The 20,326-nt window shown below is 62.7% G+C and carries 18 protein-coding genes; 10 read left to right on the top strand and 8 right to left on the bottom strand.

Features of this window, described 5'->3' with window-relative positions; genetic code table 11:
• Positions 1 to 275 precede the first annotated feature (275 nt).
• Positions 276 to 1,487: an MFS transporter gene (locus tag CO657_RS04205; RefSeq protein WP_054181625.1), complete on the top strand. Its 1,212-nt coding sequence runs from the start codon at positions 276 to 278 to the stop codon at positions 1,485 to 1,487.
• A gap of 28 nt (positions 1,488 to 1,515) precedes the next feature.
• Here the strand turns inward: CO657_RS04205 and CO657_RS04200 are convergent, their stop codons facing one another.
• Positions 1,516 to 2,139 (bottom strand): helix-turn-helix transcriptional regulator, encoded by a 624-nt coding sequence (locus CO657_RS04200; RefSeq protein ID WP_054181624.1) that lies wholly within the window; start codon positions 2,137 to 2,139, stop codon positions 1,516 to 1,518.
• 102 nt (positions 2,140 to 2,241) lie between these two features.
• Between CO657_RS04200 and CO657_RS04195 the strand changes: the two genes are divergently transcribed.
• Positions 2,242 to 3,663 (top strand): MFS transporter, encoded by a 1,422-nt coding sequence (locus CO657_RS04195; RefSeq protein ID WP_054181623.1) that lies wholly within the window; start codon positions 2,242 to 2,244, stop codon positions 3,661 to 3,663.
• Here CO657_RS04195 and CO657_RS04190 read toward each other — a convergent pair.
• From CO657_RS04190 to CO657_RS04175, 4 genes are all read right to left on the bottom strand, one after another.
• Positions 3,650 to 4,648: an NAD(P)H-quinone oxidoreductase gene (locus CO657_RS04190; protein ID WP_054181926.1), complete on the bottom strand. Its 999-nt coding sequence runs from the start codon at positions 4,646 to 4,648 to the stop codon at positions 3,650 to 3,652. The genes CO657_RS04195 and CO657_RS04190 overlap by 14 nt on opposite strands.
• A 132-nt stretch (positions 4,649 to 4,780) precedes the next feature.
• Positions 4,781 to 6,613: a GGDEF domain-containing protein gene (locus CO657_RS04185; protein WP_054181622.1), complete on the bottom strand. Its 1,833-nt coding sequence runs from the start codon at positions 6,611 to 6,613 to the stop codon at positions 4,781 to 4,783.
• Positions 6,614 to 6,770: 157 nt separating this feature from the next.
• Positions 6,771 to 7,013, bottom strand: coding sequence for a ribbon-helix-helix domain-containing protein (locus tag CO657_RS04180; RefSeq protein ID WP_003587881.1), 243 nt, complete (start codon positions 7,011 to 7,013; stop codon positions 6,771 to 6,773).
• Between the two features lie 163 nt (positions 7,014 to 7,176).
• Positions 7,177 to 7,725: an HdeD family acid-resistance protein gene (locus CO657_RS04175; protein ID WP_054181621.1), complete on the bottom strand. Its 549-nt coding sequence runs from the start codon at positions 7,723 to 7,725 to the stop codon at positions 7,177 to 7,179.
• Positions 7,726 to 7,866: 141 nt separating this feature from the next.
• Between CO657_RS04175 and betI the strand changes: the two genes are divergently transcribed.
• The 3 genes from betI (at position 7,867) to betA (ending at position 11,814) form a co-directional block, all read left to right on the top strand.
• On the top strand, positions 7,867 to 8,502 hold the full coding sequence (gene betI, locus CO657_RS04170) for a transcriptional regulator BetI (protein ID WP_082366234.1): 636 nt from the start codon (positions 7,867 to 7,869) through the stop codon (positions 8,500 to 8,502).
• Positions 8,499 to 9,962 carry a betaine-aldehyde dehydrogenase gene (betB, locus tag CO657_RS04165; protein WP_054181619.1) on the top strand — a complete coding sequence of 488 codons (1,464 nt, stop codon included), beginning with the start codon at positions 8,499 to 8,501 and terminating at the stop codon, positions 9,960 to 9,962. The genes betI and betB overlap by 4 nt, the downstream gene beginning before the upstream one ends.
• A gap of 202 nt (positions 9,963 to 10,164) precedes the next feature.
• Positions 10,165 to 11,814, top strand: coding sequence for a choline dehydrogenase (gene betA / locus CO657_RS04155; protein ID WP_054181618.1), 1,650 nt, complete (start codon positions 10,165 to 10,167; stop codon positions 11,812 to 11,814).
• A 167-nt stretch (positions 11,815 to 11,981) separates the two neighbouring features.
• Here the strand turns inward: betA and CO657_RS04150 are convergent, their stop codons facing one another.
• The 3 genes from CO657_RS04150 to CO657_RS04140 are packed head-to-tail and all read right to left on the bottom strand — an operon-like array spanning position 11,982 to position 12,985.
• Positions 11,982 to 12,389, bottom strand: coding sequence for a helix-turn-helix domain-containing protein (locus tag CO657_RS04150; protein WP_012556952.1), 408 nt, complete (start codon positions 12,387 to 12,389; stop codon positions 11,982 to 11,984).
• A complete protein-coding gene (locus CO657_RS04145) occupies positions 12,389 to 12,478 on the bottom strand; it encodes a type II toxin-antitoxin system HigB family toxin (RefSeq protein WP_245292943.1) in 90 nt (29 codons plus the stop codon). Before CO657_RS04145 ends, CO657_RS04150 begins: the two co-directional genes overlap by 1 nt.
• 60 nt (positions 12,479 to 12,538) lie before the next feature.
• Positions 12,539 to 12,985: an RrF2 family transcriptional regulator gene (locus tag CO657_RS04140; RefSeq protein WP_003569590.1), complete on the bottom strand. Its 447-nt coding sequence runs from the start codon at positions 12,983 to 12,985 to the stop codon at positions 12,539 to 12,541.
• Between the two features lie 419 nt (positions 12,986 to 13,404).
• On the opposite strand from CO657_RS04140, the gene CO657_RS04135 reads away from it, so the two are divergent.
• The 5 genes from CO657_RS04135 (at position 13,405) to CO657_RS04115 (ending at position 20,166) form a co-directional block, all read left to right on the top strand.
• Positions 13,405 to 14,163, top strand: coding sequence for a phosphoadenylyl-sulfate reductase (locus CO657_RS04135; protein ID WP_054181617.1), 759 nt, complete (start codon positions 13,405 to 13,407; stop codon positions 14,161 to 14,163).
• 113 nt (positions 14,164 to 14,276) lie between these two features.
• Positions 14,277 to 15,230 (top strand): sulfate adenylyltransferase subunit CysD, encoded by a 954-nt coding sequence (gene cysD, locus CO657_RS04130; RefSeq protein WP_054181616.1) that lies wholly within the window; start codon positions 14,277 to 14,279, stop codon positions 15,228 to 15,230.
• Position 15,231: 1 nt separating this feature from the next.
• Complete coding sequence (cysN, locus tag CO657_RS04125; protein ID WP_003587890.1) at positions 15,232 to 16,728, top strand: sulfate adenylyltransferase subunit CysN; 1,497 nt, start codon at positions 15,232 to 15,234, stop codon at positions 16,726 to 16,728.
• A gap of 398 nt (positions 16,729 to 17,126) precedes the next feature.
• Complete coding sequence (locus CO657_RS04120) at positions 17,127 to 17,768, top strand: peroxiredoxin-like family protein (RefSeq protein ID WP_054181615.1); 642 nt, start codon at positions 17,127 to 17,129, stop codon at positions 17,766 to 17,768.
• A 106-nt stretch (positions 17,769 to 17,874) separates the two neighbouring features.
• Positions 17,875 to 20,166: a PBP1A family penicillin-binding protein gene (locus CO657_RS04115; RefSeq protein WP_054181614.1), complete on the top strand. Its 2,292-nt coding sequence runs from the start codon at positions 17,875 to 17,877 to the stop codon at positions 20,164 to 20,166.
• Positions 20,167 to 20,326 lie beyond the last annotated feature (160 nt).

Genomic DNA, 20,326 nt, shown 5'->3' with positions numbered 1-20,326 from the left:
GGCAGGGTGGCAGGGTGGTTGGTGCCTCCTTGCCGGTCAAGCTCTCCCCGCCCTCCGTCAGGGTCGTTGCGCTTCCTCCTGGTCGAGCCCCCCACTCTCCGTCATCCCAGGCCTTGAGCCTGGGATCCAGCCTCGGCCAATCCAGCAAAGTGCCAATCCTCCGAAAGCCATTACGTCGCCAGGCAATCATCACAAAAATTGACCGCGACGATCGAAAACTATCATTTTCCTGATGGGTCTGTTCCCGCTAAAGGTGGAGCATCAGGAACTGCCCCATGTCATCCACCCTCTCCTTGATCCTGCGCGACAACAGGATCCGTATCCCGGCCGTGACGCTTGTGGCGCTCGCCTTCACCTATGCTTCGACCGCGCCCTATCAGTCGATCATCGGGATCAACGAACTGAACTTGAGCAACGGCACCTATTCGGCGCTGATCTTCTTCTCGGCGATCGTCAACGTCACCACCAGCCTGACGCTCGGCATCTGGTCGGACAGGCTGAAAGAGCGGCGGCCGCTGGTGTTGGGGCTTTCGGTCGCCGGCATGCTCGGCTTCGGGTCGATCGCGATCTTTCACAGCCCTGCCGTCTTCGTCGTCTCGACGCTGTTGCTGGTGCCGATGAGCAATTCCACCTATTCGCTGCTGTTTGCCAGCCTGCGCGCCAGGACCAACCAGATGGATCGCGGCCAGGCGGCAGGGATCACCGCGACGGTGCGGGCGCTGTTTTCCGGCTCGTGGGCGCTGGCGCCGGGGATGATCGGCCTTTATCTCGTCAATTCGTCGTCGATGACGCCGGCTTACGGGATCGCCGCCCTGGCAAGCTGCACCTGTTTCTGCCTGTATTTCTTCTTCGCGCCCGGAAACGGCACGGCCGGTCCCGCCCCCGATCAGCCCGGATTCATGGCATCGCTGAAGCGGATTTTCATGCCCTATGTGCTGGTCCGCGTCATCGTCATGGCGCTGCTCTTCGGGCTGCAGCGGCTAAACAGCATGCTCCTGCCGCTGATCATCACCCATTCGGGGGGTGGAAGCGTGGTCGATGTCGGCTTCATCGCCGGGCTGACGGCCTTTCTCGAAATGCCGTTCATGATGATATGGGGCATGGCGCAGCGGCGGTTCCGCACCGTGCATGTGCTCGCCTTCGGCGCGCTGATCTACTGCGCCTATCTGCTGCTGCTCGGATTTGCCGCCGCACCCTGGCACATCTATGCGCTGCTCCTCCTCAACGCCTGCGGGGCGGCGGCGATCCTCAGCGTGCCGATCACCTATCTGCAGGACCTGATCGCAGACCGGCCGGGGCTCGGAACCTCGCTGATCTCGCTCAACACCTTCATCGGCACCGGCATCGCCGCCGGGCTCTTCGCCTTCGGCACATCGATCAGCGACTATTCCGGCACCGCCTTTGTCGGCGCGGCCGCAGGCTTCGCGTCGATCGGTGCCTTGCTTTATCTCGAAAGCGCCAGGCGGCACGCGCGGCAGCCGGCCTGAAGCGCGCGCTGCCTGCGTGTGCTCCGCCTCAACGCGGCGTGATCCGATAAGCGCAGCGCCTTGCGCCCAAGAGGATGTGTTCGCTGCGCTCGACCTCGGCGCCGAGGGCGGCGCGAAAGGTTTCGAGTTCGGAGCGGCAGAAGCCGGCGCAGGCGGTGGCCGCCGCGCAGATCGGGCAGTGGTTTTCGACCAGCATGAAGGAGCCGTCCGCCTCCTGCCAGTGATCGGCCATATAACCCTCGCGGGTGCGGATGGCGGCAAGGCTATCGACACGCGCCGCAAGGTCGCCGGCATTTTGCAGTTCCTGTCGATAACGCTGCAGCGTCTCCGCCTCGCGGGCTGAAATGACGGTGTCGAGCGCGGCCGGCCCCAGCTGTTCGACCAGCGTGCCGAGCAGGTTTGCCGTCAGTTCGGCATGGCCGTCCGGGAATTGGCGGTTGCCCGCGGCAGTCAGGTGCCAGAGCTGACGTGGCCGCCCCCTGCCCGTGGCGCCGACGGTGACCGGCTCCACCAGCCCCTGGTCCGCCAACTTGGCGAGCTGCTGGCGGGCGGCCTCGCCCGATATGCCGAGCGCATCGCCGATCGCGCCGCCAAGCTGCGGGCCGTCGGTCTTTATCAGGATCAGGATGCGGTTGGCGGGGGACTGGCGCATATTTTTCCAAGCAACATCTTGTTTTAATCGGGACGGCGTGTAATTTTCCAAATTATAACTTGGAAAATTATTCTTCGCCAGAAAAAATCTCGGGGTCATTCCATGTCCGATATCGACCAGACTGCAGCCATCCCCGCCACCAGCTCCCTCCTCCGCCTCTTCCTGCCCGAGCACCTGCCGGCTACGTTGATGCTTGCCGGCGGCGTCATGCTTTACGCTGTGGAGACTTACATCATGGCGACGATCGCGCCTTCGATCGTGCGCGATATCGGCGGGCTCGCGCTGTTTTCCTGGGTCACCAGCCTGTTCGTCGTCGCCGCCGTGCTCGGTTCGATCTTCGTCGCCATGCGGCCGCGGGGGATCGGGCTTCGCGCCATCTATGTGATCGCCGCGCTGGTCTTCGGCGTCGGCAGCCTGATTGCCGCAGCCGCGCCGTCGATGCCGGTGGTGCTGATCGGACGCGCGGTGCAGGGTCTCGGCACCGGGGCGCTGGCAGCACTTGGCTATGCCTTCATCCGCTACGTCTATCCAGAGCCGCTATGGACGAAGGCGACGACGCTCTACGCGGCGATCTGGGGTGTGGCGACCGTCATCGGGCCGACGCTTGGCGGCTTCTTTTCCGCCGGCGGCAACTGGCGCTACGCCTTCATCGTGCTGGTGCCGCTCGGCCTGGTGATGGCGGCTCTGGCGCCGCGGCTGTTGCCCGAGGTCGAAGACGACCGCGAGCAGGCGAAAACGCCGGTTGCCCAGATCGGGCTGCTGCTCGGGGCCGTGTTGATGGTCTGCACCGCCGGGACGATCGAGGTGACGGCCGCGAAAATCGCTTTGATCGCGGCCTCGATCGCTGCGGTGATCGGCATGCTCCTTATCGAAGCCCGAAGCCCGAACCGGCTGCTGCCCTCCGGCGCGGTCAGCCTTTCCAGGCCGATTGCGCGTGTCTACCTGACGATGCTGGCTATGACCGTCGTGCTCGTCAGCGACGTCTTCATTCCCTATTTCCTGCAGGTGCTGCACGGGGTGACGCCGCTTGTTTCCGGTTATCTCGTGGCGCTCGTCGCCCTCGGCTGGACGTTTTCGGCCTTCCTCAGCGGCTCGCTGACCGGCGGCCGCGCGCAGGCGGCGATCGTTGCCGGTGCGCTCATCGAGGCGGCAGCCACCATTTCGCTGGCGGTCTTTCTCGCGCGCGACAATCCGCAAGCGCATATGCTCTTCATCGTGCCGGCGGCTACGGCCATGTTCATGATGGGCTTCGGCGTCGGGCTCGGCTGGGCGCATCTCGTCGCCATGGTCCTGACGCTCGTCGCCAGCAGTGAACAGGACAAGGCTTCGGCGGCGATCCCGACGATGAGTTCGCTCGGCGGCGCGTTCGGTGCGGCCTTTGCCGGCCTCATTGCCAATGGCGCCGGCCTCGTCGATCCGGGCGGCATATCCGGGGCGCTGTCGGCAGCCTATTGGCTCTATCTGCTGATGGCGCTACCCGGCGTTTTCGCCATCGGCGTATCACTGTCACTTAGCCGACGCTGAGCATGATCTTGCCGACATGGCTGCCATCTTCCATCAGCCGATGGGCGGCGACGACCTCTTCAAAGGCGAAGACCTTGTGGATGACGGGGGCGACGGTGCCGGCCTCCAGAAGCGGCCAGACCTCGGAGAGCAGGTCGTCGCGGATGGCGCGTTTTTCCTCCGCCGTGCGCGGGCGCATGGTGGAGCCGGTGACAGTCAGGCGCTTGACCATGATCGGCGACAGATTGACCTTTTCGGCAATGGCGCCACCGAGGAAGGCGATGATCGACAGGCAGCCGTCTTTTCCAAGCGAGGCGAGGTTGCGCTCGAAATAGGCGGCGCCGATGATGTCGAGAATGATATCGACGCCCTGGCCGGTCTCGGCCTTGATCACCTCGGCGAAATCCTCGCTTTTGTAGTTGATCGCGCGTTTGACGCCGAGCCTTTCGCAGGCCGCGCATTTCTCGCTTGAACCGGCCGTGGCGTAGACCTCGGCGCCGAAGGCACGGGCGAGTTGGATCGCCGTCGTGCCGATGCCGCTGGAGCCGCCATGGATCAGCACGGTCTCGCCTTCGGTCAGCCCGGCCATCTGGAAGAGATTGGCCCAGACGGTGAAGAAGGTTTCGGGAAGGGCCGCGGCCTTCACCGCGTCATAGCCCTTGGGAAAGGGTAGGATCTGGCCGGCCGGCAGCAGGCAATATTCGGCATAGGCGCCGCCATTGGCGAGGCCGCAGACCTTGTCGCCGACGCGATAGCCGCTGACGGCAGGGCCAATCGCAACGATTTCGCCCGACAGTTCCAAGCCGAGGATCGGGCTCGCATCCCTGGGCGCGGGATAGCTGCCCTGGCGCTGGGCGACATCGGGGCGGTTGACGCCGATCGCCTCGGCGCGGACGAGGACCTGTCCCTCACCCGGCACCGGAAGCGGGCGTCTGCCGATGGTCATCACTTCCGGCCCGCCGAAAGACGGCAGATCGACGAAACGCATTTCCTGAGGCAGTGACATGGCGCGGCCCTCCCTGACGCATTTTTCGGGCATTCCGGACGCAAAACCGCGACACACTTTTGCTGGAAATGCTCTGCGCCAAGGAAATAAGTCAGCCCCGCGGGCTTGGGAAGGCATGATGTGGCAAGGGCGTCAATTCGCCTCGCCCAGCGACAAATGCTGCAGCAGATGGAAGACGAGGCCGTCGTCGCTCTCCTTGGCGGCCGACTTGATGACGGCGATCTCGGCGCTGACGCGATTGATATCGTCGATGACGAGGCTTTCCGGCAGTTCGATGACGCCGATCGAGCAGCGCATCAGCGGAAACAGCGCTTCGGCGCCGGCGCGATCGTGACCGAGGATGCGGCCGGCGGCGCGGTGCTCGTCGGAATAGAGATCGAGCACATCGTCGTGGAAGTCGCTGATCAGCCGGTCGAGGATCTCCGTCAGTTCCTCCTGCGTCCAGCCGACGACGCCGATGAAGAAATCGTCGCCGCCGACATGGCCGAGAAAGTGGCGCTCGGCGAAGAAGTAGCGGCGCATCAGCGCGGCAAACAGCGAGATCGCGTGGTCGCCGAGATGGAAGCCGTAGGCATCGTTGAACGGCTTGAAATTGTCGAAGTCGCAGTAGCAGAAATGGCGGACCTCATCGCCGTCGCGGCCGGACTGGCGCATGAAATCGCGGATGGCGCGATTGCCCGGCAGGCCGGTCAGCGGGTTCTGGTCCTGGGCTGTCTTCAGCTGCTTCTCGTTGATGACCTTGATCAGCGAGGCGGCGGAGACGACGCCGGCATAGCGCATATTGTCGGTGAGGATCAGGCAGTTGCTGCCTTCCATATTGGCGAAGATCGCCATCAGCTGCTCGGCATCGCTGTCGAGGCCGACGATCGGGGCCATTTCGACGAAATGCGAGATGCTGCGCTCATACATCTTGTTCTTCAGCAGATCGCGGCCGAAGGGCTGGTAGATATATTCCTTGAGGTGCGGCTCGTGAATGATGCCACGCGGCTCGCTGTTGGCGTTGAGCACGGGAAAGAAAGCCTGGCGCGGATTGCGGCGGAAGAGTTCGAAGACGCTGTCGATACTGTCGTTCTCATAAACCGTCGGCAGGAGTTCGATCTGCTTGCGGATGAGGATTTCATCGAGCGACTGGCTGCCGCGCTTGGTTTTTCCGAGCTCCTGCAGATGCGGGAAGGACGGCGCCAGCTCCGACATATGGGTCGTCGGGCGGGAGATGAACCAGCCCTGGACGAGATCGACGCCATATTCGCGGCAGGCGATGAATTCGGCCTCGGTCTCGATGCCTTCGGCGATGACGCGGGTGCCGAGCACATGGGCGATGTTGACGATGCTCTTCAAGAGGTGGCGCTTGCGGGGGCTGCGGTCGATCTCGGCGACGAAATGGCGGTCGATCTTCAGGTAATCGACGGCATAATCGCACAGCAGCTTCATCTCGCCGTGACCGACGCCGAAATCGTCGATCGCCAGTTTGAAGCCGGCCTTGCGCAGCTTGGAAACCAGGGCTGAGAATTCCGGCACGCTGGTATTGTCGAAACGTTCGGAGAATTCGAAGCAGACGGAGGACGGCGGAATATTGGCCTTCCGCAGGTGCTGCAGCAGGCTCTCGACCAGGCGTTCGCCATGCGGGATCAGCCGGACATCGAGATTGAGGAACAGCGTCGAGGTGGAGAAATTCGACAGAGTAGCGAATTTGGCGAGCGCGCGGCTCGCCAGCATCTGTTCGAGCTGCAGCAGCTGGCCGGCCTGATGGGCCTCGTCGAGAATGTCGACGGGCGTGTCGAAGCCGATGCGCTCCTGGCCGCGCATCAGGGATTCGTAACCGAACACCGTGCCGGTGCCGGCCTCGACGATCGGCTGAAAGGCGTTCTCGACCACGAGCTTGGCAAGCGTGACGATCTGGTCGCTGGCATAGCGGCGCAGGACGCCGGGCTCGACGGTGGCAGCCAGGGAAGTCCCGCTCTTCATTTGGCTGATCTCCACCGTGACTTGTTCTTCTTGGTCAGGAAGATGCCCCGGAAGGATCAATGAACCCTTTCGCCAATATGAAAGTTTTGTGAAAGACGCAGGCGCGACCACGCGTTCCGCGTTTACTTTTAATTTCAACATACAATCAGGCGCTTAGTCAGGCGGAGCGGCGGCGCTCGGCCTCGTGGTCGGCGAACATGTCGGCGACACATCTGCCGCCTGATGGAGCGCCCTCGTCGTCGAGGACATCGTCGCGGAATTCGTTGAGCTTGCGGGCCGTATCCCAGAGGCGGAGCGCCTCGCGGACGACCTCGCTGCTCGAGGCATAACCGCCCGTGTCGACGGCGGCGCGGATGCCCGCTGCCTGTTGCGGAGAGATGGAAACGGTGACCATCGGCATGAACTTCCTCCCTTTTTTATTGAGGCAGAACCCTGCCTTTGGGGGACGCATGACCATTTGCGGCGATCGCATACAGGACCACCCGCTTTTGGCGAGCGGTCCCTACCCCTTTAGTCTAATCCCCTGTCATGCCCTTGTCAAAATCGGCGTGTCAAAAAGGGCTTCAGCCGCGGATGCCGAGGCCGAAGGCGATCATCGTCGAGCCCTGGATGATGAGATCGGCGGCCAGGAACAGGCCGAGAACCCAGAGGCTGTTGACCGGCCAGCCGAGCGCGATGACGAAGCCGGCAAGGGCGGTGACGACACCGCTGGCGACGATCCAGCCCCAGCCTTTGGCCGGCTTCATCTTCCTTCCGACCCAGGTGCGGAAGACGCCGGCAATGACGAGCGACAGCGACAGAAACAGCGTCAGCGCCGCCGAAGTCAGGATGGGATTGACGAAGGCGGAGATGCCGGCCAGCACGTAAAGCAGGCCGCTCAGCGCCCAGACCAGCACATGATCCCAGCCGCGCACCTGGAAGGCGTGGACGAGATAGATGACGCCGCCAAACAGCATGAGCATGCCGATATAATAAACCGAGACGACGGTGGCGAGCATCAGATTGCCGAGCGCGATCAGACCGCAGACGAAAAGCAGCACGCCGAGGCCGACGAACCAGACCCATTTCGACTGCAACTGGGATGTCGGCATTCCGTCAAAGACATCTGTCATAACGCACCTCCCGTTAGGTTTTGAATATGTTGCAGCAGAAGCTCGGGAAAAGATGCGATCGGCGCGAGATCGCGAAAGATTTTTGTTGATTGATCAGTCAATCAAAAATACTCTGGTCGAAATTTCAAGGGAGTTGGCGCTTTGCCGAAAGTCGGAATGGAGCCGGTGCGCCGCAAGGCGCTCGTCGATGCGGCGCTGCGGGTGATCGGTGATCACGGCTCGCTGGCCGTCACCATGTCCGACATCGCCCGCCAGGCCGGCGTCTCTCCAGCCCTTGCCCATCATTATTTCGGCAGCAAGGAACAGTTGCTGATCGAGACGATCCGCTCGCTTCTGAGGCAATTGCGCAGCGATACGGTGGCGGCGCTGAAGGCGGCGCAGACGCCGCGTGCCCGGCTTTCGGCCGTCATCCGTGTCAACTTCCACGCCGACCAGTTTGCGCCCGAGACGATCGCCGCCTGGCTTGCCTTTTACGCCGAAGCGCAACGCTCGGAGGAGACGCGGCGCTTCCTGGTGATCTATGCCCGCCGGCTGCGCTCCAACCTGCTTGCCGCTCTCAAGGCGCTGCTGCCCGCCGACGCCGCAGAACGCATCGCCGAGGGCGCTGCGGCGATGATCGACGGGCTTTACATCAGGCAAAGTCTGAAATCGGCGCCGATCGGCATCGAAGCCTCGATCGCGCTGACGGAGGATTATCTGAATGCGCTTCTGGTCAGCGCCTCCCCTTCCAGGGGAGGTGGGACAACCACATCGAACACCCAAGGACAAATGACATGAAAGCCCAGCCGAAAGCCTCGCACTTCATCGACGGCGAATATGTCGAGGATACCGACGGCACCGTCATCGAGAGCCTCTATCCGGCCACCGGCGAAGTGATCGCCCGGCTGCACGCGGCAACGCCTGCAATCGTCGAGAAGGCGATTGCGGCGGCCAAACGCGCCCAGCCGGAATGGGCGGCGATGAGCCCGATGGCGCGCGGGCGCATCCTCAAGCGTGCCGCCGACATCATGCGCGAGAGAAACCGGGCGCTGTCGGAGCTCGAAACGCTCGATACCGGCAAGCCGATCCAGGAGACGATCGTCGCCGACCCGACCTCGGGTGCCGATGCCTTCGAATTCTTCGGCGGCGTTGCACCCGCTGGGCTCAACGGTTCGCATATCCCGCTCGGCCAGGATTTTGCCTATACCAAGCGCGTGGCGCTCGGCGTCTGCGTCGGCATCGGCGCCTGGAACTATCCGCAGCAGATCGCCTGCTGGAAAGCGGCGCCGGCGCTCATCTCAGGCAATGCCATGGTGTTCAAGCCCTCGGAAAACACCCCGCTCGGCGCCCTGAAGATCGCCGAGATCCTGCATGAGGCGGGGCTGCCGAGGGGACTCTTCAACGTCATCCAGGGCGACCGCGATACCGGGCCGCTGCTCGTCAATCATTCCGATGTCGCCAAGGTGTCGCTGACCGGATCGGTGCCGACCGGGCGCAGGGTGGCGGCAGCAGCAGCCGGCAACCTCAAGCATGTGACGATGGAACTCGGCGGCAAGTCGCCGCTCATCGTCTTCGACGATGCCGATCTCGATTCGGCGGTGGGCGGAGCGATGCTCGGCAATTTTTATTCCACAGGCCAGGTCTGCTCGAACGGCACCCGCGTCTTCGTGCAGAAGGCTGTTAAAGCCGAATTCCTCAAGCGACTGAAGGCGCGCACCGAGGCGATGCTGATTGGCGATCCGATGGATGAGGCGACACAGGTCGGGCCGATGGTTTCCTGGGCGCAGCGCGAGAAGGTGATTTCCTACATCGAGAAGGGCAAGGCCGAGGGGGCGACACTGATTGCCGGCGGCGGCATTCCGAACAACGTCTCCGGCGAAGGCTATTACGTGCAGCCGACGGTGTTTGCCGACGTCACCGACGAGATGACCATCGCCCGCGAGGAGATCTTCGGGCCTGTTATGTCGGTGCTCGATTTCGACGACGAGGACGAGGTGATCGCCCGCGCCAATGCCAGCGAATTCGGCCTCTCCGGCGGCGTCTTCACCGCCGACCTCACCCGCGCCCACCGCGTCGTCGACCGGCTGGAGGCCGGCACGCTGTGGATCAACACCTACAATCTCTGCCCGGTGGAAATCCCCTTCGGCGGCTCGAAACAATCCGGCTTCGGCCGCGAGAATTCGCTGGCGGCGCTGGAGCATTATTCCGAGCTGAAGACGGTTTATGTCGGCATGGGGCCGGTGCAAGCACCGTATTAAAGGGCGCAAGATCCCGCCCCTCACCCTAACCCTCTCCCCGTAAACGGGGAGAGGGGACGTGACAAACGGGGCGGTCAAGAATGCCGAAACGGTGCGGCATATCCCTTCTCCCCGCGAGCGGGGAGAAGGTGGCGGCAGCCGGATGAGGGGCAGGCCCGGCGAACAAGCAGCCGGACGAAGGGCAAATTGAGAAAGAAAAACCATGCAAGCAGATTTCGTCATCATCGGCTCCGGTTCCGCCGGCTCGGCGCTTGCCTATCGCCTCTCCGAAGACGGCAAGAACAGCGTCCTCGTCATCGAGGCGGGCGGCAGCGATTTCGGGCCGTTTATCCAGATGCCGGCGGCCCTTGCCTGGCCGATGAGCATGAAGCGCTACAATTGGGGCTATTTGTCCGAGCCGGAGCCAAACCTCAACAACCGGCGCATCACTGCGCCGCGCGGCAAGGTGATCGGCGGCTCCTCCTCGATCAACGGCATGGTCTATGTGCGCGGCCATGCTGAGGATTTCAACCGCTGGGAGGAGCTCGGCGCCAGCGGCTGGGCCTATGCCGACGTTCTCCCCTATTTCAAGCGGATGGAACATTCGCATGGCGGCGAGGAAGGCTGGCGCGGCAGCGACGGGCCGCTGCACGTCCAGCGCGGCGGCTTCACCAATCCGCTGTTCCGCGCCTTTGTCGAGGCCGGCAAACAGGCGGGCTTCGAAACGACGAAGGATTATAACGGCAGCAAGCAAGAGGGCTTCGGGCTGATGGAGCAAACCATCTTTTCCGGCCGTCGCTGGTCTGCCGCCAACGCCTATCTGAAACCGGCGCTGAAGCGAAAAAATGTCGAGATCGTCTACGGCTTCGCGCGCAAGGTGATGATCGAGAACGGCCGGGCGACCGGCGTCGAGATCGAGCGCAACGGCAAAATAGAGGTGGTCAAGGCCAACCGCGAGGTGATCGTCTCGGCCTCCTCCTTCAATTCGCCGAAGCTCTTGATGCTCTCGGGCATCGGTCCGGCTGAGCATTTGAAGGAGATGGGCATCGAGGTGAAGGCCGACCGGCCGGGCGTCGGCGCCAACCTGCAGGACCATATGGAATTCTACTTCCAGCAGGTGAGCACCAAGCCGGTGTCGCTCTATTCCTGGCTGCCGTGGTTCTGGCAAGGGGTGGCGGGTGCGCAATGGCTGCTGTCGAAAGGCGGGCTCGGCGCCTCCAACCAGTTCGAGGCGTGCGCCTTCCTGCGCTCGGCGCCTGGGCTGAAACAGCCCGACATCCAGTACCATTTCCTGCCGGTGGCGATCAGCTACGACGGCAAGGCGGCGGCCAAAAGCCACGGCTTCCAGGTGCATGTTGGCTACAACCTGTCGAAATCACGCGGCAGCGTGACGCTGCGCTCGGCCGACCCGAAGGCCGACCCGGTGCTGCGCTTCAACTATATGAGCCATGCCGAGGACTGGGAGAAATTCCGCCACTGCGTGCGCCTGACCCGCGAGCTCTTCGGGCAAGCGGCCTTCGACGACTACCGCGGGGCAGAGATCCAGCCCGGAGAAAGTGTGCAAAGCGACGAAGAGATCGACGCCTTCCTGCGCGAGCATCTGGAAAGCGCCTATCACCCCTGCGGCACCTGCAAGATGGGCGCCAAGGACGATCCAATGGCGGTGGTCGATCCCCAGACCCGGGTGATCGGGGTCGAGGCCTTGCGCGTCGCCGACAGCTCGATCTTCCCGCACGTCACCTACGGCAACCTCAACGGCCCGTCGATCATGACCGGCGAAAAGGCCGCCGACCACATCCTCGGCAAACAGCCGCTGGCGCGCTCGAACCAGGAACCCTGGGTCAATCCGCGGGCCGCCGTCAGCGATCGGTGATGTTAATGCATGTCGCCCGGAAGTGTGCAGCGGTTCCGGGATAACGACATGCATCAAAACAAAGAGCTAAAGCGCGTCGCATGAATCAAGTTTGATGCGACGCGCTTTAGAGAGCTGTCGTCGCTTGTCGCGGGGATGTCCTGGAATTCAACACTGTATGTCCATCGTCAAAGCGATAGAAATACCGATGCCGGGATGAGAAACCGCTCGCTCAAGGCGCGCGCCTGTCGAACGTTGATTTGTCGTTTCCCGCTCAAGATCTCGGATACGACGGATTGAGCGCCAACCTCCGGCAGTTCGGACTGGCCAAGGCCCCGCTCCTCCATGATATAACGCAGCGCATCGGCTCCGGTCCCGGGAGGCATTGGGCGGTTTTGCTGGTCATAGGCCTCGACAAGGTCTCCCATGCGCGATGCAAGCAACGCCAGGGGATGATCCTCATCGTCGCCGACTTCCGCGAGAATCTCGTCAAGCTGCTCCACAAGATGATCATATTCAGCTTCATCGGCCGGCATGGCAAGAAGCGGGGCCACATGCGTCCAGTGCTCGCTTACCAGTTTTACAAGTGCGCTCATCAGGCTTGACCCTTCCATGCTCCTTTGTCGTATTCCGCGTGATCCATAATCCGCTGAATACAGACCTTCCTGAATTTGTAGTGCACCATCGCGATCAGGCGGAGCTTATTTACCAAATATCGAAGAAACAACGCCCCCCGGGCTGCCGCTCAGGCGAGCAGCCGGGTGACTTCGGCGCCGTGCCTTGGGCCGACGGCATCGGCGATGGTGGTGGAGAACAGTACCTTGCGGGTGGCGTCGGCGACCTTGGCGAAGACGTGGCGAATCTGGCAGTTCTGTTCGCCGTCACAATCGTCGCACCGGCGGTAGGCGGTGATCGAGAGACACGGCAGCGGGGCGATCGGGCCGTCGATGATGCGCAGGATTTCGCCGAAGGTGATGGTGTGGGCGGGCTTCAGCAGCAGATAGCCGCCCTGCTTGCCGCGGCGGCTGACGACGATGCCATGATGCTTCAGGTCGAGCAGGATCTGTTCGAGGAACTTTTTCGGGATCTTCTGCTGCGCGGCGATGTCGGAAATCATCACCGGTTCGTCGGCATCGGCATCCGCCAGAACCGTCAGCGCCCGCAGCGCATATTTCGCCTTTTGCGTAATCATCTCAGACCATCGACACACAGGCGGCGCGAATTTCCGCGCCGCTACGGAAGTACTTTCGCCTCTATGGCACAACCAGCATGAACGGAATTTGAACGCGCCGGAGAAAGCCTTGAGGACTAAGCGTTTTCGGCCTTGTTTTTCCCTCTCGGCCGAGCTGTCACAATCTACGCTCAACCCGCCCTTTCTGCACCTTTTTCGGCATCACTTCAGATTTCGGATTGACAGGCCGCGTGTAACTCTACTATTTTTATAGACATACCAGCTGTTCGCGGGGATTTTTGTCCTCGGGCGGCTGTTTTTTTGCATTGCGGCAGCTTCGGAGAGATATTTGCTCCTCCGGCCGCAGCTTTCGAAATCCCTTTTTCTGTCCGAGCCAGGATTGAACTGCGATACTCCCGTCAACAAAGGACAGGATTCTCATGACTGTTATCAATACAATTGCGGAAGAAGGGCCGATTGCGGAAGCCGAGGCGCTGAACCAGAAGCTGGCGGGTCTCGACCTGGCCGGGCGTCTGTCGCTGGTCTCCGGCCTCGGCGGCCGCGTGGTGTTCACCACCTCGCTCGGCATCGAGGACCAGGTGATATCAGCCGAGATCGGCACGCATCGCCTGCCGATCGACGTGGCGACGCTGCAGACCGGCCGGCTGTTTGCCGAGACGCTGTCGCTGATTACCGAGACGGAAAGCCAGTACGACATCAAGATCCAGCGCTACGAGCCCGAGAAGGCCGATATCGACGCCTATGCGGCGCAATACGGCCTCAACGGTTTCTACGAGAGCGTCGAAGCCAGGCATGCCTGTTGCGGCGTGCGCAAGCTGAAGCCGCTTGCGCGTGCACTCGAAGGGGCGACGATCTGGATCACCGGCCTGCGTCGCGGCCAATCGGCCAACCGCGCCGAAACGCCCTTTGCCGAATACGACGCCGAACGGCACCTTTTGAAGGTCAATCCGCTCGCCGATTGGGACCTGGAGGCGATCAAGGCCTTCGTGTCCGACAACGGCGTGCCGGTCAATCCGCTGCATGCCCGCGGCTATCCCTCGATCGGCTGCGAGCCCTGCACCCGGGCGATCAAGCCCGGTGAGCCGGAACGCGCCGGCCGCTGGTGGTGGGAGCAGGACGAGACGCGCGAATGCGGCCTGCATGTCGCCGAAGAGGCCGCCGTCATCGCCGCACAATAATCAACTTCACGGCTTACCGAACCCGGGCGCGGCCACCGCCGCAGCCCTGGGAAAGCCAGCATCAGGAACTGCTTTGCGGCGAACCGCAAAGGATCGACAGTCTGGAGTAAAACATGCCCGATAGCCGTCCGGATACGGAACTCAGCAATCCCCAGAGCGCCAAGGCGCCACTCGACCCGCATCTGAAGGCGCTGGAAAACGAATCCATCCACATCTTCCGTGAGGTTGCCGCCGAATTCGAGCGTCCCGTCATGCTCTATTCGATCGGCAAGGATTCCTCGGTGCTGCTGCACCTGGCGCGCAAGGCCTTTTATCCCGGCCGTGTGCCCTTCCCGCTCCTGCATGTGAACACCGGCTGGAAATTCCGGGAGATGATCGCCTTCCGCGACGCGACCGCGAAGAAGTACGATCTCGACCTGATCGAGCACATCAATCCGCGCGGTGCGGCCGAAAACATCACGCCCTTCACCCATGGCTCGGCGGCTTTCACCGACATCATGAAGACGGAGGGCCTGCGCCAGGCGCTCGATGCCGGCCAGTTCGACGCCGCTTTCGGCGGTGCGCGGCGCGACGAGGAAGCCAGCCGCGCCAAGGAGCGGATCTATTCCTTCCGCACGCCCGACCATCGCTGGGACCCGCGCAACCAGCGGCCGGAACTCTGGAACGTCTATAACGGCATGATCCGCAAGGGCGAGAGCGTCCGCGCCTTCCCGCTGTCGAACTGGACCGAAGTCGACATCTGGCGCTACATCCAGGCCGAGGACATTCCGCTGGTGCCGCTCTATTACGCCAAGAAGCGGCCCTTCGTGGAGCGCGACGGCATGATGATCCTGGCCGAGGATCCGCGTCTCGAACTGCTGCCCGGCGAAGTGCGCCAGGAAGGCATGATCCGCTTCCGCACGCTCGGCGACTTCCCGCTGACCGGCGCCATCCGCTCACAGGCGACCACCCTCGAAGAGGTGATTGCCGAACTCGAAATCGCAACGGTGTCCGAACGCCAGGGCCGCGCTATCGACCGCGACCAGTCCGGCTCCATGGAAAAGAAGAAGCGTGAAGGATATTTCTGAGATGACCGCAGCCCAAACCGCCGTCTCGGCCGCCACCGTCGTCAGCCTGCCCGCGGCCGAGCCGCAGAAGGCCCAGCGCGACTCTCGCCCGCTGCGGCTGATTACCTGCGGCAGCGTCGATGACGGCAAGTCGACTCTGATCGGCCGCCTGCTCTGGGACACCAAGGCGGTCAAGGAAGACCAGGCCGCCACCCTGCAGCGCGATTCCACCGGCAAACAGAACGATCTCGGCCTGCCCGACTTCGCGCTGCTTCTCGACGGCCTGCAGGCCGAGCGCGAACAGGGCATCACCATCGATGTCGCCTATCGCTATTTCTCGACCGACAAGCGCTCCTTCATCGTTGCCGACACGCCCGGCCACGAGCAATATACCCGCAACATGGCGACCGGCGCCTCGACCGCCGATCTCGCCATCCTGCTCGTCGATGCGCGTTTCGGCATTCTCGAACAGACGCGCCGTCACGCGACGATCGCTTCGCTGCTCGGCATCAAGCAGTTCGTGCTTGCCGTCAACAAGATCGACCTGACGGGCTATGACCGCGCCGGCTTCGACAAGATTACCCATGAATTCCGGGAATTTGCGCTGTCGCTCGGCGTCAAGCAGATCACCGCCATTCCGATGTCGGCGCTGAAGGGCGAAAACGTCGTCTATTCCGGCCAGGCCGCCATGCCCTGGTACACCGGCCCGACGCTGGTCGAGACGCTGGAGCTTGCGACCGTGCGCTCGTCGCAGACGGTCGGCTTCCGTCTCTCGGTCCAGCGCGTCTCGCGCCCGGGCGAAAGCTTCCGCGGCTATCAGGGCACGGTTGCCGGCGGCTCGGTGAAGCCGGGCGACAGCGTCATGATCCTGCCGTCGGGCATGGTCGCCAATGTCTCCAAGATCGTCACCTTCGATCTGGTGCGCAATGCCGCCGTTGCCGGCGACGCGATCACGCTGGTGCTCGACCGCCAGGTCGATGTGGCGCGCGGCGACATGATCGTCTCGATCGACGCCCAGCCGCAGGTCGGCCTTGCCTTCGACGCGCAGATCGTCGCACTGCAGCCCGAGGGCATCGAGCCCGGAAAACGCTACTGGCTGAAGAGCGGTTCGCGCCGCCAGCGCGTTCAGGTGCAGCCGCTCAGCCAGCTCGAGCTGAAGACCGGCACCTGGACTGCCGCCCAGCGGCTCTACATGAACGCCATCGGCAAAGTCCGGCTTGTCTTCGACGAGGCGGCGATCTTCGACCCCTATGAGCAGAACCGGCTGTCCGGCTCCTTCATCCTGATCGACCCGGAGACCAACAACACGGTCGCCGGCGGCATGGTGACGGGCAAGCGCACTGAACTCGGCGGCCTGCACAATGGCGAAGGCCGCGTCATCCTCTCGCTCCCGGCCGACCTTGCCGAGCAGATCATGGCCAGCGAACTCTTCGCCAGCCGCAGCCACGAGGCCGAGGTGCGTCGCATGACGGCAGCTGAAGCGGCCGACCTCTGGTCGAGCGCTGCAAGCGATATCTGATAGGGATTGAGGGGCTGCCCGGGAGGTCGCCCGGCCCCTCATCCGCCTGCCGGCACTGTCCTTCGGCCCAGCCTGTGAAGAAAAGGGATGCCGCGCCCTCCCTCCGCCCTCATCCTGAGGTGCCCCGCAGGGGCCTCGAAGGACGAGGGCTGATCGGGGGGGCCGTGCGGCAGGTCCCTCAGCTCAATTTTCTGTGTCGGCCTCTGCGGCCCTTTAAAATATCAGAGTTTACAGAAAACAGCCGTTTACCGCTTGCTCGCAGGCTCATGTGGGCTCATTCTTAGCTCGGATCCTGGCGGTGCGGTAAGACGAGAGGTCGTCTGCAACGCTCAATCTCGACCTCGCAGCACTTGACGTGGCGCCTTTGCTCGACCGATCCCCGAGCGAGGAGGTTGTCCATGTCCACACCCTATGTCGATCATCCGCTGCAACCGGGCGACCGGGTCCCGAATGTTGAGTTCGATGCGATCTCGCGCGAGGGGAAGATCGCGCTTGACGATTTTCGCGGCCGCAGCCCATTGCTGATCGGTTTGTTTCGAGGCCTGCATTGCCCGTTCTGCCGGCGCCATGTTGCGGCCATGGCATATCTTAACCCGATGCTGCGTGAGAAAGGCGTCCAATCCCTGGCTGTTGTAAACACCCCGGTCGAACGCGCGCGGCTCTATTTCCGTTACCATCCGATACCCGATCTTCTTGCTGCGTCCGATCCGGCACGGGCTTCGCACCAGGCCTTCGGCTTACGCGAGATCGGGATCGACGCGGTCATGGCGATACGGATCCATCTTCCGGGCGAGTTGCCCGAGCCGATGAGCGTGATGGCAATGGACGATTTTCTTAACGAGAAGGAAGGATATCAAATCACGGCAGCCGATGAGCAGATGATGACCGCCGACCACGGGCAGCTTGTCGGGCAGTTCCTGATAGACCGGGAGGGCATCGTGCGCTGGAGCTTCACTGAAGTTCTGGAGGCTGGGCTGCAGACATTCAAGGCACCGAATTCCCAGGAATTGATGTCGGTCGCGTCGCAAGTCGCGCTTTAACAGCGAAAAACGCGCTCGACACCCACTGCGCGGTTGCTCAGTGGGTTCCTGACCCTCTACGACTGGGCGGTAGATCATCAAAGCGACCTGTCCGAGGCGGTATCCAATGCCCAATTCTCCCGAATCCTCCGGTGAAAGCGTCAGCAGCTCGAGCTCGGATCGCGAGAAGACACTGGCCTCGGCAGCGCAGGCGGGCGCCTTGGATTCGCCCGGAACCCAAGGCGAAGACCCGCAGCCGCCCCATGGATCCTTCGACCAAACCAGGCGGGCCGCCAGGACGCTATTCGGTGCGATACGCCAGGATTTGCAGGCAAGTTCTGCTTTGGCAAAGCTCAAGGCCGCCGCGCTGTTATTGAAGACGAAGCTAACAAGGTCGGGGCGGCCTGGAGTCACTTCTCCCCACAAATGGATGACGACGGCTTGGGTCAAATCCTGGCGCGGTATTCGTGATCGGCGTTCAAAGCCGCGTGAAAATCGTCGGAGCGCATCGTTCATTGCGGGCTGGCGGAAATTCGCTCTCGGGTTCACCCTTCTTGTCTGCCTCCTCGTCGGAAGCGTGCTGGTCTGGGCGCTGAAAGACGTGCCCTGGAGCGAAATCCGGGATGGTACGTTAAAGCCGGTCGTGGTGCTGGAAACCGCCGACGGCGCGCCGTTGGTCAGACAGGGACCTTATCAAGGGCCATATGCTCGATACGACCAGTTTCCGCCCCATCTGATCGATGCCGTCCTCTCCATCGAGGATCGCCGGTTCATGGATCATTTCGGCATCGATCCCAGGGGCATCGCCAGGGCGTTTTGGCGGAACCTGGAGGCTGGCTCGGTGGTGGAGGGTGGCAGCACCATCACCCAGCAACTGATCAAGCTGCAATATCTCGACAGCGACCGAACGATAAAACGAAAGATCCAGGAGGTGGTGATCGCCTTCTGGCTGGAGTGGAAGCTTGGCAAGGCGGAAATCCTGACGCGTTATCTCAACAGCGTCTATCTTGGCGCGGGCGCCACCGGCATGCCTGCCGCGGCGCGCATCTATTTCAACAAGGATATCGGCGCCCTCAACCTGCCGGAGTCGGCGATGCTGGCGGGATTGCTGCGGGCGCCGAGCCAATGGAATCCCATCGACAATTTCGAAGGCGCCCGGCAACGCACCATGGTCGTTCTCGATGCGATGGCGGCCAATGGCAAGATCACCGCACCACAGGCGGCCGAGGCCAAGACGAGCTTTGCGAGCCTCCACCCAACAACACCAACGCCGCGTTCCGGAAGCTGGTTTGCCGACTGGATTTCGCCGCAAGCGAGCGAAATCGCCGGCGGTTCGCCGGGTTCGACCACGGTGCGCACCACGCTGGTGCCGACATTGCAGCAGATCGCCGAAAGGGTGGTGAAAAAAGGGCTCGACGGTGAAGGAAAGACGGTCGGAGCATCGCAGGCCGCCTTGGTTGCGATGACTCCAGATGGCGCGGTCGTCGCGATGGTTGGCGGGCGCGACTACAAGGCAAGCCAGTTCAACCGCGCCGCCACCGCGATGCGCCAGCCGGGTTCCACCTTCAAGCTGTTCGTCTATTACGCAGCATTGAAGGCTGGGCTCACTCTGTCCGACCAGGTTCTGGACGCGCCCATAGACATTGACGGCTGGTCGCCCGAAAATTCCGGCGGCGACTATCGCGGTTGGGTCACGCTTGCCGAGGCGTTCGCTCGATCGTTGAATGCGGCCTCGGTGACGCTTGCGCAAGAGGTCGGCCTCGACAATGTGATTGCCGCCGCGCGCGAACTCGGCATCGACGCGCCACTGGCCAACACACCGTCATTGGCGCTTGGCACATCCGAAGTCAATCTGCTCAACCTCACCAGCGCCTATGCCTCGGTCCAACTCGGCAGGGCCCCCGTCAAACCCTGGGGCATCATCGACTTTCAAGCGGCGGGGCAGCCCCAGACATTTCGTGTCGGCTTACAATCCAAGCCGACTGTCGATCTTTCGCCCTACCAGTCCGATCTGCTCGGCCTGCTGCAGCTGGTGGTCGAGCGCGGCACGGGACGCGGCGCAGATCCGGGCACCTTTGCGGCCGGCAAGACCGGCACGAGCCAGAACAATCGCGATGCCTGGTTCGTCGGCTTCACGGAGGCCCTCGTCGTCGGTGTCTGGGTTGGCAATGATGACGACGCGCCGATGAAGGGAGTGACCGGCGGCGCACTGCCGGCCCATATCTGGCGGGACTTCATGCGCGAGGCGATGAGCAAACCGACATTGGACGGGGTGCGATCGACAGAAGCAGCCGTCGATGGCCAAGGCGCGCCGCAATCCTGCAACATCACCGCCTGCTCTCGCAGCTACCGCTCCTTCCGGCCGTCCGATTGTACCTATCAGCCATATTCCGGCGGCCGACGGCTTTGCGAAAAGTGATGTGGATGAGCCGAGATTGCGCCGGCCGCCCTGCCTGACGCGATATTGCCGATCCGTGAGGCGCTGCCCACGCGTATCGGCGCCACTTATCCACAAAACGGCATTATCATATGCATTTCGGCCATCTACAGCCATAGTACCTGTTTCGATAGAGTCCCAC

The organism is Rhizobium acidisoli, from assembly GCF_002531755.2.
In the GTDB taxonomy this organism is placed as follows: domain Bacteria; phylum Pseudomonadota; class Alphaproteobacteria; order Rhizobiales; family Rhizobiaceae; genus Rhizobium; species Rhizobium acidisoli.
The sequence above is the reverse complement of the archived record's forward strand: the minus strand, read 5'-3'. Positions and strand labels throughout refer to the sequence as shown.

Coding starts and splice junctions, on each gene's coding strand:
- CO657_RS04175 (WP_054181621.1), bottom strand. CDS start 7,725: ATGACAGATGTCTTTGACGGAATGCCGACATCCCAGTTGCAGTCGAAA.
- CO657_RS04200 (WP_054181624.1), bottom strand. CDS start 2,139: ATGCGCCAGTCCCCCGCCAACCGCATCCTGATCCTGATAAAGACCGAC.
- CO657_RS04150 (WP_012556952.1), bottom strand. CDS start 12,389: ATGAGCGCACTTGTAAAACTGGTAAGCGAGCACTGGACGCATGTGGCC.
- CO657_RS04185 (WP_054181622.1), bottom strand. CDS start 6,613: ATGAAGAGCGGGACTTCCCTGGCTGCCACCGTCGAGCCCGGCGTCCTG.
- CO657_RS04195 (WP_054181623.1), top strand. CDS start 2,242: ATGTCCGATATCGACCAGACTGCAGCCATCCCCGCCACCAGCTCCCTC.
- cysN (WP_003587890.1), top strand. CDS start 15,232: ATGACCGCAGCCCAAACCGCCGTCTCGGCCGCCACCGTCGTCAGCCTG.
- cysD (WP_054181616.1), top strand. CDS start 14,277: ATGCCCGATAGCCGTCCGGATACGGAACTCAGCAATCCCCAGAGCGCC.
- CO657_RS04140 (WP_003569590.1), bottom strand. CDS start 12,985: ATGATTACGCAAAAGGCGAAATATGCGCTGCGGGCGCTGACGGTTCTG.
- betA (WP_054181618.1), top strand. CDS start 10,165: ATGCAAGCAGATTTCGTCATCATCGGCTCCGGTTCCGCCGGCTCGGCG.
- CO657_RS04115 (WP_054181614.1), top strand. CDS start 17,875: ATGCCCAATTCTCCCGAATCCTCCGGTGAAAGCGTCAGCAGCTCGAGC.
- CO657_RS04205 (WP_054181625.1), top strand. CDS start 276: ATGTCATCCACCCTCTCCTTGATCCTGCGCGACAACAGGATCCGTATC.
- CO657_RS04145 (WP_245292943.1), bottom strand. CDS start 12,478: ATGGTGCACTACAAATTCAGGAAGGTCTGTATTCAGCGGATTATGGAT.
- CO657_RS04135 (WP_054181617.1), top strand. CDS start 13,405: ATGACTGTTATCAATACAATTGCGGAAGAAGGGCCGATTGCGGAAGCC.
- CO657_RS04190 (WP_054181926.1), bottom strand. CDS start 4,648: ATGTCACTGCCTCAGGAAATGCGTTTCGTCGATCTGCCGTCTTTCGGC.
- CO657_RS04120 (WP_054181615.1), top strand. CDS start 17,127: ATGTCCACACCCTATGTCGATCATCCGCTGCAACCGGGCGACCGGGTC.
- CO657_RS04180 (WP_003587881.1), bottom strand. CDS start 7,013: ATGCCGATGGTCACCGTTTCCATCTCTCCGCAACAGGCAGCGGGCATC.
- betB (WP_054181619.1), top strand. CDS start 8,499: ATGAAAGCCCAGCCGAAAGCCTCGCACTTCATCGACGGCGAATATGTC.